The sequence below is a fragment of the Umezawaea tangerina genome (assembly GCF_003002815.1).
GTDB classification, from domain to species: domain Bacteria; phylum Actinomycetota; class Actinomycetes; order Mycobacteriales; family Pseudonocardiaceae; genus Umezawaea; species Umezawaea tangerina.
This window is the reverse complement of record NZ_PVTF01000001.1, coordinates 341,604-355,031: the sequence shown is the minus strand read 5'-3', so window position 1 is coordinate 355,031 and position 13,428 is coordinate 341,604. Positions and strand designations below refer to the sequence as shown.

The 13,428-nt window shown below is 69.9% G+C and carries 14 protein-coding genes; 9 read left to right on the top strand and 5 right to left on the bottom strand.

Annotated features, from left to right (window positions below; translation table 11 throughout):
• Positions 1-45: 45 nt before the first annotated feature.
• The 4 genes from CLV43_RS01645 to CLV43_RS01630 form a co-directional block, all read right to left on the bottom strand.
• Entirely contained in the window at positions 46-1,590 is a 1,545-nt protein-coding gene (locus CLV43_RS01645) for a serine-rich family protein (RefSeq protein ID WP_106185150.1), read from the bottom strand.
• Positions 1,591-1,647: 57 nt separating this feature from the next.
• Entirely contained in the window at positions 1,648-2,490 is an 843-nt protein-coding gene (locus CLV43_RS01640) for a hypothetical protein (RefSeq protein ID WP_106185149.1), read from the bottom strand.
• Between the two features lie 222 nt (positions 2,491-2,712).
• Positions 2,713-3,354: a class I SAM-dependent methyltransferase gene (locus tag CLV43_RS01635; protein WP_245886058.1), complete on the bottom strand. Its 642-nt coding sequence runs from the start codon at positions 3,352-3,354 to the stop codon at positions 2,713-2,715.
• A 19-nt stretch (positions 3,355-3,373) separates the two neighbouring features.
• Complete coding sequence (locus tag CLV43_RS01630) at positions 3,374-4,573, bottom strand: cysteine desulfurase-like protein (RefSeq protein ID WP_106185148.1); 1,200 nt, start codon at positions 4,571-4,573, stop codon at positions 3,374-3,376.
• A gap of 91 nt (positions 4,574-4,664) precedes the next feature.
• On the opposite strand from CLV43_RS01630, the gene CLV43_RS01625 reads away from it, so the two are divergent.
• The 9 genes from CLV43_RS01625 (at position 4,665) to CLV43_RS01585 (ending at position 12,608) form a co-directional block, all read left to right on the top strand.
• Positions 4,665-5,204: a bacterial proteasome activator family protein gene (locus tag CLV43_RS01625; RefSeq protein ID WP_106185147.1), complete on the top strand. Its 540-nt coding sequence runs from the start codon at positions 4,665-4,667 to the stop codon at positions 5,202-5,204.
• 101 nt (positions 5,205-5,305) lie between these two features.
• On the top strand, positions 5,306-6,169 hold the full coding sequence (locus CLV43_RS01620) for a class I SAM-dependent methyltransferase (protein WP_106185146.1): 864 nt from the start codon (positions 5,306-5,308) through the stop codon (positions 6,167-6,169).
• 59 nt (positions 6,170-6,228) lie between these two features.
• On the top strand, positions 6,229-7,140 hold the full coding sequence (wzm, locus tag CLV43_RS01615; RefSeq protein ID WP_106185145.1) for a galactan export ABC transporter permease subunit Wzm/RfbD: 912 nt from the start codon (positions 6,229-6,231) through the stop codon (positions 7,138-7,140).
• A 15-nt stretch (positions 7,141-7,155) separates the two neighbouring features.
• Positions 7,156-7,971: a galactan export ABC transporter ATP-binding subunit Wzt/RfbE gene (wzt, locus tag CLV43_RS01610; protein WP_106185910.1), complete on the top strand. Its 816-nt coding sequence runs from the start codon at positions 7,156-7,158 to the stop codon at positions 7,969-7,971.
• 6 nt (positions 7,972-7,977) lie between these two features.
• On the top strand, positions 7,978-8,874 hold the full coding sequence (glfT1, locus tag CLV43_RS01605) for a galactofuranosyltransferase GlfT1 (protein ID WP_106185909.1): 897 nt from the start codon (positions 7,978-7,980) through the stop codon (positions 8,872-8,874).
• Positions 8,875-9,102: 228 nt separating this feature from the next.
• Positions 9,103-10,362, top strand: a complete 1,260-nt coding sequence (locus tag CLV43_RS01600) for an ABC transporter substrate-binding protein (protein WP_170155664.1) — start codon at positions 9,103-9,105, stop codon at positions 10,360-10,362.
• Positions 10,359-11,243 carry a carbohydrate ABC transporter permease gene (locus CLV43_RS01595; protein ID WP_106185144.1) on the top strand — a complete coding sequence of 295 codons (885 nt, stop codon included), beginning with the start codon at positions 10,359-10,361 and terminating at the stop codon, positions 11,241-11,243. Before CLV43_RS01600 ends, CLV43_RS01595 begins: the two co-directional genes overlap by 4 nt.
• A gap of 26 nt (positions 11,244-11,269) precedes the next feature.
• Entirely contained in the window at positions 11,270-12,052 is a 783-nt protein-coding gene (locus CLV43_RS01590) for a carbohydrate ABC transporter permease (protein ID WP_211304232.1), read from the top strand.
• Positions 12,053-12,128: 76 nt separating this feature from the next.
• Entirely contained in the window at positions 12,129-12,608 is a 480-nt protein-coding gene (locus CLV43_RS01585; protein WP_106185907.1) for a hypothetical protein, read from the top strand.
• Between the two features lie 4 nt (positions 12,609-12,612).
• On the opposite strand, the gene CLV43_RS01580 is transcribed toward CLV43_RS01585, so the two are convergent.
• A complete protein-coding gene (locus tag CLV43_RS01580; protein ID WP_106185142.1) occupies positions 12,613-13,371 on the bottom strand; it encodes a class I SAM-dependent methyltransferase in 759 nt (252 codons plus the stop codon).
• Positions 13,372-13,428 lie beyond the last annotated feature (57 nt).

Below are 13,428 nucleotides of genomic sequence, written 5' to 3'. Positions count from 1 at the left end.
CGGGGCCGGCACCAGCCGACCCCGCCCTGATCACCTCATGGCCACCTACACCCGAGCGTGCGCCTTGGCGTTGCCGCCGTCACCCGCCGGACCAGAGTGCCCACCGACCGTGTTGCTGTGGTTGGTCGCGTCACCCGTGTCCCCGGTCCACCCGGTGTCACCCGAGTCGCCCGAAGTCACCTTGGTCCACGACTTCACACCCTCGTGGTGCTTCCAACCGGACTTCATCCACCCGGACTTCATCCACCCGTGATCGCCGCCACGGGTCCCGGTGATGGCCGTGTTGCCCCCCGTGGACCCGGAGTCACCCGAGTTCCCGGAAGCCCCTGAGCCCGCGGAGTTCGAACTGGTGGCATTCCCGCCATCACCCGAGTTACCGCCGTTACCCGCAACCGCACTCACATCGGAGCCGCCACGGTTCCAGCTGTCCCCGTGGCCCCACTTGTCCCCGTGGCCCCACTTGTCGCCGTGGCCCCACTTGTCGCCGTGGCCCCACTTCTCCTGGCCACCCGACACCCAAGCCATGGCGTTCCCACCATCGCCCGCCGAACCCGAGTTCCCACCAACCGTGTTGCTGTGGTTGGTCGCGTCGCCCGTGTCCCCGGTCGCACCGGTGTTGCCCGAGTCGCCGGACGTCACCTTGGTGCTGGACTCGTCGTGGTTCCACCGGCTGCCGCCGAGGTCGAACACGACGGCGTTGTTGCCGCCGGTCGACCCCGAGGCACCCGAGTCACCCGAACCACCGCTCACAGCGGAGTTCGAGCTGCTGGCGTTCCCACCATCACCCGAGTTGCCGCCGCTACCCGCGACCGCGCTCACGTCGGAGTCGCCGCGGTTCCACTTGCCGTGGCCCCGGGTGCCCTCGGCCGTGGCGTTGCCGCCATCGCCCGCGGGGCCGGAGTTGCCGCCAACGGTCGTGCTGGTGTTGGAGGCGTCGCCGGTGTCACCGGTCGCGCCCGTGTTGCCCGAGTCGCCCGAGCTCACGCTCGTGCTGCACTCGGCGAGCACGCACAGGCCGTAGGCCGAGTTGCCACCGGTCGACCCCGAGTCACCGGAGTCGCCGGAGCCGCCCGAGGTGGCGCTGTTCGAGCTGGAGGCGTTGCCGCCGTTGCCCGAGTCACCGCCGTTGCCACCTTCGGCGACAGCGGACGAGTCACCACGAGAACCACCCGTGCCGACCGCGTTGCCGCCGTCACCAGCGGAACCCGAGTTGCCGCCGACGGTGTTGCTGTTGTTGGAGGCGTTGCCCGTGTCACCGGTCGACCCCGTGTTGCCCGAGTCGCCGGAACCGACGGTGGTGTTGCACTCCGCCAGCACGCACAGCCCGTAGGCCGAGTTGCCGCCGGTGGAACCGGAGTTCCCCGAGTTGCCGGAGCCACCCGAGGTGGCGCTGTTCGAGCTGGAGGCGTTGCCGCCGTCGCCCGAGTCACCGCCGTCGCCCGCGATGGAGGACGTCACGGTGTTGACGACGCCGCCGAGGCCGAGCGGTCCGGTGTGGGACGTGTCGGCGCTCGCCATCGTCTGCCCCAGCAGGACGAACCCGCCGGACAGGACCGCGGCGAGCAAGCCGCGTTGGACGTACTTGTGCATGTCTGACCTTCCTGATGATCAAGCTCGGTGATCTGTCGGCTCGGTCGATCAGGTGGGTCAACTGGGATGGCTGAGGCCGTAGTCGTAGAACCACGACCCACCGGGTGGACCGCCGGTGATGACGGTCGACGCGGTCTTGTGCGGTTTCGCCCTCGACGAGACGGGGAGGTCGGCCGGCGCGGAGCCGGTGGAACCACCCGTCGAAGCGGACGTCGTCATCCCCTGCACCGCGAACGGGATGTCGTGCGGTACCGCGGGCACGTCACCCTGGTACCGCGGGACAGGCGCGGTGGTGGCCGTCGAGGTCGACGGGGGCGGTGTGGTCGCGGTCTTCGACGAGGGTCCCCAAGCGGGGACTCCCGTGGAAGGCCGTGCGTCCCTTGCGGGAGCGGCCGCCTCCGCCGGAACCGGCGGTGACACGTCGGGCACGACCGGGGTCGTGGGCACCACGGGGGTGTCCACCAGTGGTCCGGTGACGGGCTGGAGCACCGGTGTCGCCACCGGGAGCGTCCTGTCCACCACGTCGACCACCGGGCCCAGCAAGGGCTCCGCCACGGGTCGCAGCGGTTCGAGCACCGGCGCGACCAGGTCCGCGACGCCGTTGGCGGTCGGCGCGAGCTGGTCGACCACCGGTCGCAGCGGTTCGGTCAGAGGACCGACCGCGGCGGTCACCGGTGCGAGCACCGGCTCGGCCACCGCGGTCACCCCGCTCACCGCGGGCGCCAGCCGGTCGGTCACCGGGGCCAGTCGATCGGCCACGGGTGCGACGACCTGGTCGGTCACCGGTGCGACGACCTGCGAGAGGCCGCCCAGCAGACCCGAGGAGCTGTCCTCCTCGGCGTTCGCCGTCCCCACGGCGAGGACACCGAAACCGATCAGGAATCCGGCGGAAATGAGCATTCGTCGGATATAGGTGGAACTGGTTGTCTTCATGAAATTCACCTCCCTCCACGAATCGGCACCTGTTACAGAGGAACGTTCGGATGCCCCTTCGAGCAGGTTCACCCGGAAGTGGAGAGAAATGCATTTACCCAGCTCAACGCGACTAAACTTTTTCCAAACACCAATTCCGCAACTACTCTACGAACGGGTAACACAAAACAGGCGCACTGCGCGTGATGCTCAGTCCAACGCGGTGGCGGTGGCCAGCGAGGTGCGCGGGGTGGTGCGGAAGCGCAGCGAGAACTCCTCCGCCCAGCGCACCAGCACCGCCTGCTCACCCGGCCGGTCGGCGTCGTCGACCAGCACCGCGGCACCAGGCGCGAGCACCGCCCTCAGCACCGGCAGGGCGGGGTAGCGGGCGTCGCCCAGCGACGGCCCGTCCACCAGCAGCAGGTCCACCAGGCCGAAGCGGCCGACGAAGTCGGACACCTCGTCGTGCACCAGCTGCGGGGCGTACCAGGTCGACGTGCCCAGCGCGGCCGGGTGGGCGTCCAGCGGGGCGTACACGACCCGCGCGACCCGGCCGAGGCCCTCGCGGCGCAGCTGGCTGGCCACGAACGCGGCGGTGCGCTCGTCGTGCTCGATGGACAGCAGGTGCCCGAACCCGCGCCTGGCCAGGAACCGGGCCAGGATCACCGACGACGAGCCGCAGCCGCACTCCACCAGGACGGTGCGCGAGCCGAGCAGGATCTCGTCGACCACGGCCGCGAGCGCGGCGGGCCGCAGCTCCTGCGCCGTGTTCGGCAGGTAGTCGGACATGATCGGCGCCAACCGCTGCAGCGCCGCCAGGTCGGCGAGCTCCCGTGCCAGCGAGTCGTCCACCCAGGCCTCCCCGCTTCCCCTATCCCAGCTCGGCGACCGCCCGCACGAGCTGGTCCACTTCTACCGCGTTCGTGTAGTGCGCGAGGCCGACTCTGATGGCACCACCCACTTCGCCCACCCCGAGCACCGAGAACACGCCGTGCTGGCCGGGGTCGGCGAACGCGCAGACACCGCGCTCGGACAGGTGCTCCACGCCCTCGGCGGCCTTGACGCCCGCGATCGTGAACGCCAGCGCGGGGACCCGGCGCATGGCGTCGCCGATCACCATCACGTGGCGCAGCGAGCGCAGCTCGTTGATCAGGTTGGCCAGCAGGCCGGCCTGGTAGGCCTTCACCGAGCCCAACGACGTCAGCACGCGCTCGCGGCGGGGGCCGATGGCGGCGTCGTCCAGGCCCGCGAGGTAGTCCACCGACGCGACCAGGCCCGCCAGCAGCGGGTAGGCGTGCGGGCCCAGCTCCAGCCGTTCCGGTCCGCGCGCGCCCGGCTCGACCGAGCACGACGGCAGGTGGTCGAGCATCGAGGCGTCGCGGAACACCAGCGCGCCGACGGGCGGGCCGCCCCAGGTGTTCGCGGACACGGCGACCACGTCGGCGTTCATCGAGGTGATGTCCAGCGGCACGAACGGCGCGGCGGACGAGGCGTCGACGACGACCAGCGCGTCCTTGCGGCGGGCGGCCTCGGCGATCTTGCGGAGGTCCGGGCGGGTGCCGACGGCGCCGGAGGCCGCGGTCACCGTGACCAGCTTGCAGCGGTCGGTCACCAGCTCGTCGTACTGCCAGCCGGGGAGCTCGCAGGTCTCGATGTCGACCTCGGCCCACCGCACGACGCTGCCGGTGCGCTGCGCGGCCCGCTGCCACGGCGCGATGTTCGACGGGTGGTCGAGCCGGGACACCACGACCTCGTCGCCGAGGAACCAGCCGTCGGACATGGCGTCGGCCAGGCGTTGCAGCAGGACCGCGGAGTTCGGGCCGAGCACGACGCCCGCCGGGTCGGCGCCCACGAGGTCCGCGATGGCGCGGCGGGCCGCGTCCACGATGGCCTCGGCGCGCTGGGAGGCGGGGAAGATGCCACCCGGCCCGGAAACCGGGGCGCGAAGTGCGGTGGAGACGGCTGTGGCCACCTGTTCGGGCACCTGCATGCCCGCCGGAGCGTCCAGGTGCACCCAGCCGTCGCCGAGAGCGGGGAAGAGACCCCGGACCCGAGCGACGTCGAACGCCATGCCGCACACCGTACGGAGGTGGACGAGTCCGCCTGCAGCAGGGGCAGGACCCGGTTGGTGCGCGTTCCGCCGATCGGGCCAGGATGGACGCATGAGCGAGGCAGGCGAGAACGAGAGGCACGTCGTGGTGGTCGGGCCGGACGGGACCCCCGTGGGCACCGCCCGGATCCCCGCCGACGCCGACACCAACGGCGGGCAGGACGTGTCGGAGCTCGTGGAGCAACCGGCGAAGGTCATGCGGATCGGCACGATGATCAAGCAGCTGCTCGAGGAGGTGCGCGCGGCACCGCTGGACGAGGCCAGCCGCGCCCGCCTCAAGGAGATCCACAAGAGGTCCATCGAGGAGCTCGAGGACGGCCTCGCGCCGGAGCTGCGCGACGAGCTGGAGCGCCTGTCGCTGCCGTTCACCGAGGACGGGATCCCCTCCGACGCGGAGCTGCGGATCGCGCAGGCGCAGCTGGTCGGCTGGCTGGAGGGCCTGTTCCACGGCATCCAGACCGCGCTGTTCGCCCAGCAGATGGCGGCGCGGGTCCAGCTGGAGCAGATGCGCGGTCGCGCGCTGCCCGCGGGCAGCGGCGGACTGGAAGCTCCCGAAGGTCCGCACATCTCGGGGTCTGGCCAGTACCTCTGAGTTCGGTGCAGACTGCGCCTCTCACGCACGACGGTGCCGGGGGCCACCCGCACACCGATGGACGAAGCGGCGACTTTGGTGCGCCGAGAGGAGAACCCGACGTGCTCGACCGAGTCCGCCGCACCCTGCGAGCCGAACAGGTCCGCCGATCCCTCCGCGACAAGGTGACCAGGGCGATCGACGAAGTGGTCGGCCCCTACCACCGCGCGCAGACCGAGCGGATCGACGCGCTCCAGCGCGAACTGGACGGCCTGCGCGAGGACGTGCGGCACCAGTCCGACCGGATCGTGGAGACCACCCGGCAGTTCGAGATCAGGGCGCGCCGCGACCTGGTCTTCGCCGGTGAGCGCGAGGCCGCGCTGCAGAGCGCGCAGTTCGTGCGCGACCACATGCCCAAGGTGCCGCAGTTCGGCCACCCCCACCAGACGCTCGAGTTCGCGCTGGGGCTGGTCGAGCAGGACGGCCTGGCGCTGGAGTTCGGCGTCTACACCGGCAGCACCCTGAAGATCATCGCCGCCTCGCGCGGCGAGCAGGACGTCTACGGCTTCGACTCGTTCGAGGGCCTGCCCGAGGACTGGCGCAACGGCTTCCCCGCCGGGATGTTCAACGTCGAGGGCCTGCCCGACGTGCCGGGCGCCGAGCTCGTCGTCGGCTGGTTCGACGACACCCTGCCCGGCTTCCTCAAGGAGCACGAGGGGCCGGTGGCGTTCCTGCACGTCGACTGCGACCTGTACTCGTCCACGAAGACCGTCCTGGACCTCGTGGGCCCCCGGCTGGTGCCCGGCAGCGTCGTCGCGTTCGACGAGTACTTCAACTTCCCCGGCTGGGAGCAGCACGAGCACAGGGCCTGGATGGAGTACGTGGAGAAGTCCGGCATCGAGTTCAGCTACGAGGGGTACACCTACGACCACGAACAGGTGATCGTGAAGGTGACCAGCGTGTTGGCCGGTTCCGAAGATCGGTAACCGCTCCGTGACCGACCGGCGGCAAGTGCGCACACCTGCCGCCGGTAGTCTCAGCTCTCGTGCAACCCACGAGTACGGTCGACCGACCTGAGGCACCCCCCGCGTCCAACTCGCGCACCTTCGCGCGCGCGTTCGCCGATGTGCGAGACGCGTGGCAGCACCGAGAACTCTGGGGACACCTCGGCTGGCAGGACATCAAGCAGCGCTACCGCCGCTCGGTGATCGGTCCACTGTGGATCACCATCTCCATGGGTTCCACGGCGCTGGCGCTCGGCCTGCTGTACTCGACGCTGTTCAACCAGGACATCGCGACGTTCCTGCCGTACGTCACGGTCGGGTTCGTCATCTGGAACTTCATCCTCGGGGTGATCACCGAGGGCACCGACGTCTTCATCGCCAACGAGGGGCTGATCAAGCACCTACCTGCGCCGATGACCGTGCACGTGCTGCGGATGGTGTGGCGCCAGCTGCTCTTCTTCGCGCACAACCTGGCCGTCTACGTGATCGTGCTGATCGTCTTCTTCCCCGCGCTGACGAAGCCCTACCACATGGAGGGCGACGACTTCATGCATCCGGGCATCACCTGGACGATCCTCCTGGTGATCCCCGCGATGGCGCTCGTCGTCGTCAACGCCGTGTGGGTGGCGCTGCTGTTCGGCATCATCAGCACCCGGTTCCGGGACATCCCGCCGGTGATCAACAGCTTCATCAACCTGATCTTCTTCATGACGCCGATCGTGTGGCACACGGGTGTGCTCAACAAGGTCACGAACGGCGAGGGCAACTGGCGGATCCTGATCGCGGAGCTCAACCCGCTCTACCACTTCGTGGAGATCGTCCGGGCACCGCTGATCGGGCACGCGCAGTACTGGCACCATTGGGTGGTGGTCGGCGCGTTCACGATCGGCGGCTGGGCATTGGCATTCGTGGCGCTGCGCAACTACCGTGCCCGCGTCTCCTACTGGGTCTGAGTGAGGCAGCACTTCATGGTCAGCATCGAAGTCTGGAACGCATCGGTCGACTTCCCGATCTTCGACGCCAAGTCGAGGTCGCTGAAGAAGCTCGCCCTCGGCAAGGTCGGCGGCAAGATCGGTTCCGAAGGCCGGGTCCCGATAATCGAGGCCCTGCACGACATCACCCTCTCCATCAAGGAGGGCGACCGGGTCGGCCTGGTCGGGCACAACGGCGCGGGCAAGTCGACGCTGCTGCGCCTGCTGGCGGGCATCTACGAGCCCACCAGGGGCAGCTCCCGGATCACCGGCAAGGTCGCGCCGGTGTTCGACCTCGGCGTCGGCATGGACCCGGAGATCTCCGGGTACGAGAACATCATGATCCGCGGCCTGTTCCTGGGCATGACCCGCAAGCAGATGGAGAAGCGGGTCGACGACATCGCCGAGTTCACCGAGCTCGGCGACTACCTGTCGATGCCGCTGCGCACCTACTCCACCGGTATGCGCGTCCGGCTGGCGCTCGGTGTCGTGACGTCCATCGACCCCGAGATCCTGCTGCTCGACGAGGGCATCGGCGCGGTCGACGCGGCGTTCATGTCGAAGGCGCGGGAACGCCTGAAGGACCTGGTCAAGCGCTCCGGCCTGCTGGTGTTCGCCAACCACTCCGACGAGACGCTGATCGACTTCTGCGACTCGGCGATCTGGATGGACGAGGGCATGGTCAAGCAGCAGGGCTCCCTGCGCGAGGTGCTCACCGCGTACAAGGGCCAGGACCCGTTCAAGTACCTCAGCCCGGAGACCCTTGCCCGCATCGGCGGCGATCCCGTGCTCAGCACGAATGGTGGCGATTAGACCGTGATCGAGGCACTGCCCAAGGGCTCCGTCGTGGCCGTGGTCGTGACGCGGCACCGCCGCGACCTCCTCTCGGAGTCGCTCAAGGTGCTGGCGTCGCAGACCAGGGTCCCCGACCACCTGGTGGTCGTGGACAACGGTCCCGACCAGCCCGTCGAGGACCTCGTCGACCAGTGCCCCATCCCGTCCACGTACCTCGCCTCGCACCGCAACCTCGGTGGCGCGGGCGGGTTCGCGCTCGGCATGCTGCACGCACTGTCGCTGGGCGCGGAGTGGCTGTGGCTGGCCGACGACGACGGCAGGCCCGCCGACGAGACCGTGCTGGCCGTGCTGCTGGAGGAGGCGGAGAAGCGCAAGCTCGCCGCGATCTCCCCGGTGGTGTCGAACATCGAGGCGCCGGACAAGCTCGCGTTCCCGCTGCGCCGCGGCCTGACGTGGAAGCGCAACACCGGCGAGCTCGGCACGGACTTCCTGCCCGGCATCGCGTCGCTGTTCAACGGGGCGCTCTTCCGCGCGTCCACGGTGGACGTCATCGGCGTGCCGGACTACCGGCTGTTCTTCCGCGGCGACGAGGTCGAGATCCACCGCAGGCTCGTCCGCACGGGGCTGCGCTTCGGCACGTCGCTCAAGGTGGCCTACCTGCACCCGGACGGCTCGGACGAGTTCAAGCCGATGCTCGGCGGCCGGTTCCACGCGCAGGACCCCGAGAACCCGATCAAGCGGTACTACACCTACCGCAACCGCGGGTACCTGCTGTCGCAGCCGGGCATGCGCAAGCTCGGCGCGCTGGAGGTCTTCCGGTTCGGCCTGTACTTCATCGCCGTCCGCAAGGACCCGAAGGCGTTCGTCGAGTGGCTCAAGCTCGTGCGCCTCGGCCAGCGGGAGCGGTTCTTCCGCAAGTGAGCGGGGGGCGGGGGCGACCCCGCCCTTCGCCACCGGGCTCGGCACCGACCCGACGGGTGGCGCACTGCGGCAGCCCGAAGCGGTGCACCGGCATCCGGCGGACACGCCGTGGGGCGCTCGGCCGCACGGCAGACCCCTCGTGGCCGTCCTCCCCGCCGCTGCTCCGAACCGGTCGCCGGCGGGTGGGATGGTTTGTGCACACAGCGCAGCCGTAGTAGTACGGACCGTGTGAACTCCGGGGACATCAGTCGACGCACCGTCCTGTCCGCGACCGGGGCCGCCGCGCTGGCGGGCCTGCTCGGCGCCTGCGGCTCGAACACCGGCCGCGGCGGCGGGAGCGGCCAGGCGCTCAAGCAGTGGTACCACGCCTACGGCGAGCCGGGGGTGCAGCAGGCCGTCGAGCGGTACGCCGGGTCCTACGACAAGGCGACCGTGAGCGTGCAGTGGAATCCGGGCGACTACGACTCGAAGCTCGCCGCCGCGCTGCTGGCCGCGGGCGGCGAACCGGACGTGTTCGAGTCCGTGACCCAGATCAGCGCGGTCCGGTCGGGGCAGATCGTGCCGCTGGACGACGTGATCGCGTCCGCGAAGGACGACTTCACCAAGACCATCCTCGCCGGGCACACCGTCGACGGGCAGGTGTACGGCGTCCCGCAGGCCGTGGACATGCAGATGCTGTTCTACCGCAAGAGCATGTTCGACGCGGCGGGGGTCAAGCCGCCGTCCACTGTGGACGAGCTGGTCGACGCGGCGCGGCGGTTGACCAAGGGGGACGTGAAGGGCATCTTCGCGGGCAACGACGGCGGCGTCGCCGTGCTGGGCGGGCCCGCGCTGTGGTCGGTCGGGCTGGACTACGTGACGGCGGGCCACGACGTCGGGTTCGACGAGCCGTCCGCCGCGGTGGCGATCGGCAAGCTGCGGGAGCTCTACGCCAGCGGGGCGATGCTCCAGGGCGCGGTGAAGGACTGGGCCGAGCCCGACGCGTTCACCCAGGGTCTCGTGGCGATGCAGTGGACCGGCCTCTGGACGGTGCCCGCGGTGCAGAAGGCGCTGGGCGACGACTTCGGCGTGCTGCCGTGGCCGAAGCTCGACGACAACGGGCGGGCGAGCGTGCCGGTCGGCGCGTACGGCGCGATGGTGAACGCCAAGAGCAAGCACGTCGACGAGGCCAAGGCGTTCATCAAGTGGCTGTGGGTCGACCGCACCGACTACCAGGAGGACTTCAACCTCTCCTACGGCTTCCACATCCCGCCGCGCGAGAGCCTGGCCGCCAAGGCGGGCAAGCTGACCACGGGGGTGGCCGCCGACGCGGTGAGGTTCGTCCGGGACAACGCGAAGTCCTCCAACCCGCCGGACTGGGCGCCGTCGATGAGCTCGGCGCTGGACGACGCCGTGTCGCGCGTGGTCCGCGAAGGCGCCGACGCGGACACCGAGTTGAGGGCCGCGGCCCAGAAAGCGCGCGACGAGCTCAAGCGCCTGTACGGATGAGGCGGTCGGACACCCGCGCCTTCTGGCTGTTCGTCGGCCCGTTCGCCGTCGGCCTGCTGGCGTTCGTCTACGTCCCGATCGGCTGGAGCGCGGCGCTGTCGTTCTTCGACGCGCGCAACACGGTCACGCCGACGGACTTCGTGGGGCTGGCCAACTACGCGGACATGCTGACCGACGGGCCGTTCCTGCGCAGCCTCGGCACGTTCAGCGCGTTCGCGCTGTTCATCGTGCCGACGACGTTCGTGCTGTCGCTGGGCTTGGCGTTGCTGGTCAACCGGATCACGGTCATGCAGGCGTTCTTCCGGTCGGTCTTCTTCCTGCCCGCCGCGTGCTCCTACGTGGTGGCGTCGCTGGTGTGGAAGCTGTCGATCTTCAACGGGGTCCGCTACGGGCTGGCGAACACCGTGCTGGGCTGGTTCGGCGTCGACCCGATCGCGTGGGTCGGGTCCACCGACCCGCCGTGGTACTGGGTCGTGCTGGTGACGCTGCGGCTGTGGCTCCAGCTGGGCTTCTACCTGATCCTGTTCATCGCCGGGCTCCAGCGCATCCCCAAGCACCTCTACGAGGCCGCGTGGATCGACGGCGCCAAGCCGGGGTGGCAGACGCTGCGCTACATCACGCTGCCGCAGCTGCGCACGACGTCGGTCGCGGTGCTGCTGCTCAACCTGATCGCCGCCTACCAGGCGTTCGACGAGTTCTACAACGTGCTCGGCACCGCGCAGGGCTACCCGCCGTTCGCCCGGCCGCCGCTGGTGTACCTGTACTACACGTCCCTGGGCAGCGGTGAGCAGGACTTCGGGCACGGCGGCGCGGGCGCGGTGCTGCTCGCGCTCGTGATCGCCGCGGTGACCCTGGTGCAGGGCAAGGCGATCACCCGGTGAAGGTCCTGCGTTACCTGGCGCTGTCGGTGGCGGCGGTGGTGTTCCTGCTGCCGTTCTACCTGATCGTCCGCAACGGGCTCGCGACCGAGGCCGAGATCACCGCGCGGGACTGGCGGTTCTTCCCGGACCAGCCGCACTGGGAGAACTTCGGCGAGCTGTTCGGCGACCCGGCGGTGCCGATCCTGCGCAGCGTGCTGAACTCGACCGTGGTCGCGGTCCTGCAGACCGCGGGCCAGCTGCTGCTGTGCTCGCTCGCGGGGTACGGCCTGGCGCGCATCCCGTACCGGCACGCGGACAAGGTGTTCTACGCCGTCCTGGCCACCCTGATGATCCCGGCCGCGGTGACGTTCGTGCCGACGTTCGTCGTGGTGTCCGCGCTCGGCTGGGTCAGCGACCTGCGCGGGCTCGTGATCCCCGGCCTGTTCAGCGGGTTCACCGCCTTCCTGTTCCGGCAGTACTTCCGCACCTTCCCGCGCGAGCTGGAGGAGGCCGCCCGCATCGACGGCCTCGGCCACTGGGGCACCTACTGGCGGATCGTCGTGCCCAACTCGCGCGGCTTCTTCGCCGCGCTCGGCGTCATCGCGTTCATGACGAGCTGGAACCAGTTCCTCTGGCCGCTGGTCATCGCCCAGGACCAGGGGTCGTGGACCGTGCAGGTCGCGCTGTCGGTGTTCCTGACCGCGCAGAGCATCAACGTGCACGAGCTGTTCCTCGCCGCCGCCGTCTCGATCACGCCGCTGGTCGTCGTGTTCCTGGTGCTGCAGCGGTTCCTGGTGCGCGGCGTGGTCGAGAGCGGCATCAAGGAGTAGTCCCGGTCGACGCTCAACCCCGCGGCGGTGCCACTCGTAGTGGTCGGTGGAAGGTCCCGACGTCGAAGGGGAACACGTGCGCATCGCCCGTGGACTGTCCGCACTCGCACTGGCCGTCGCGGCACTGGCACTGGGGTCCACCGCCGCCAGTGCCGAGGCCGACCCCGTCAAGCTGACCCACGCCGACGCGGTGGCCAGGCTGGCCGCCGCCGGCGTGACCTGGTCCTCCAGCGGCGGCTGCGTCGACCGCGACAACCCGTCCTGCACGTCGTTCGAGCAGGTCAACCTCGCGTCCGTCCAGGGCGTCATCGCGCTCAAGCAGGCGACCGGGTGCGCGGTGAACGTGACCGGCGGTACCGAGGTCGGTCACGCCACCGACACCTTCAGCCACTGGAACGGCTACAAGCTCGACTTCTCGCTGTCGACCTGCCTGAACAACCACATCACCACGGCGTTCGCCCCGCTGGGCGGCGACAAGTGGCAGGCGCCCTCGGGCAACGTCTACTTCCGCGAGGTCGACCACTGGGACGTCGTGTACTACACCTGCGGCTGCTGACCCGTCACCGCTTGCGCAGCAGGAGGAAGATGCTCGGCCCGAAGAACAACGGGGCGAGCACCGGCTGGAGGAAGCTCTCCAGCGCGACGAGGGTGCGGTGCGGCAGCACCCTCTTCAGCGTCCTGCTGCGCAGGTTCGACACCGACAGCACCCGGACGGTGCGCAGTCCGACCGCGGCCAGCTGGTCGATCACCACGTGCGGGTTGTGGTTGACGAACGGGATCTCGCCGTCGTGCCGGTTCTCCGGCGACCGGATGTCGACCGGCTTGACCGGCAGCGGTCGGCGGCGCAGCAGGTAGCGCAGCCGGTTGCGGGCGTGGGCGACGTTGGCGACCTCCACGATGGCCGTGCCACCGCTGACCAGGACCCGGCTGAGCTCGGCGAACTCGACGGCCGGGGTCGGCAGGTGGTGCGACACGCGGATCATGGTCACCAGGTCGAGCGACCCGTCGGCGAACGCGAGGTCGTCGGCCTGCGTCTGCAGGCGTTCGATCTCCGGGTGCCCGGCCAGGAAGTCGGCGGCCACGTCGAGCTGCCGCTTGCTCGGTTCGGCCAGGGTGACCCGCTCGGCGTACCGCCGCAGCAGCAGGCTCAGCCTGCCGTAGCCGCCACCGATGTCGGCGGCGTGCTCGAACATGTTGTCCCCCAACAACTTGCGGATCGCCACCTCCTCAGCTGCGTGCTCGTAGTCGCGCCCGTCCCAGTAGCTCACGTAGTCGTGGGCCGGACCGTCGTAGTAATCCGCTCTCCTCTTGCTCCCCATGGCTTGAGTACGCCCGACCCGGTGGTTCGGTTGTCCCACCGCGTGGACCGCCTTCCG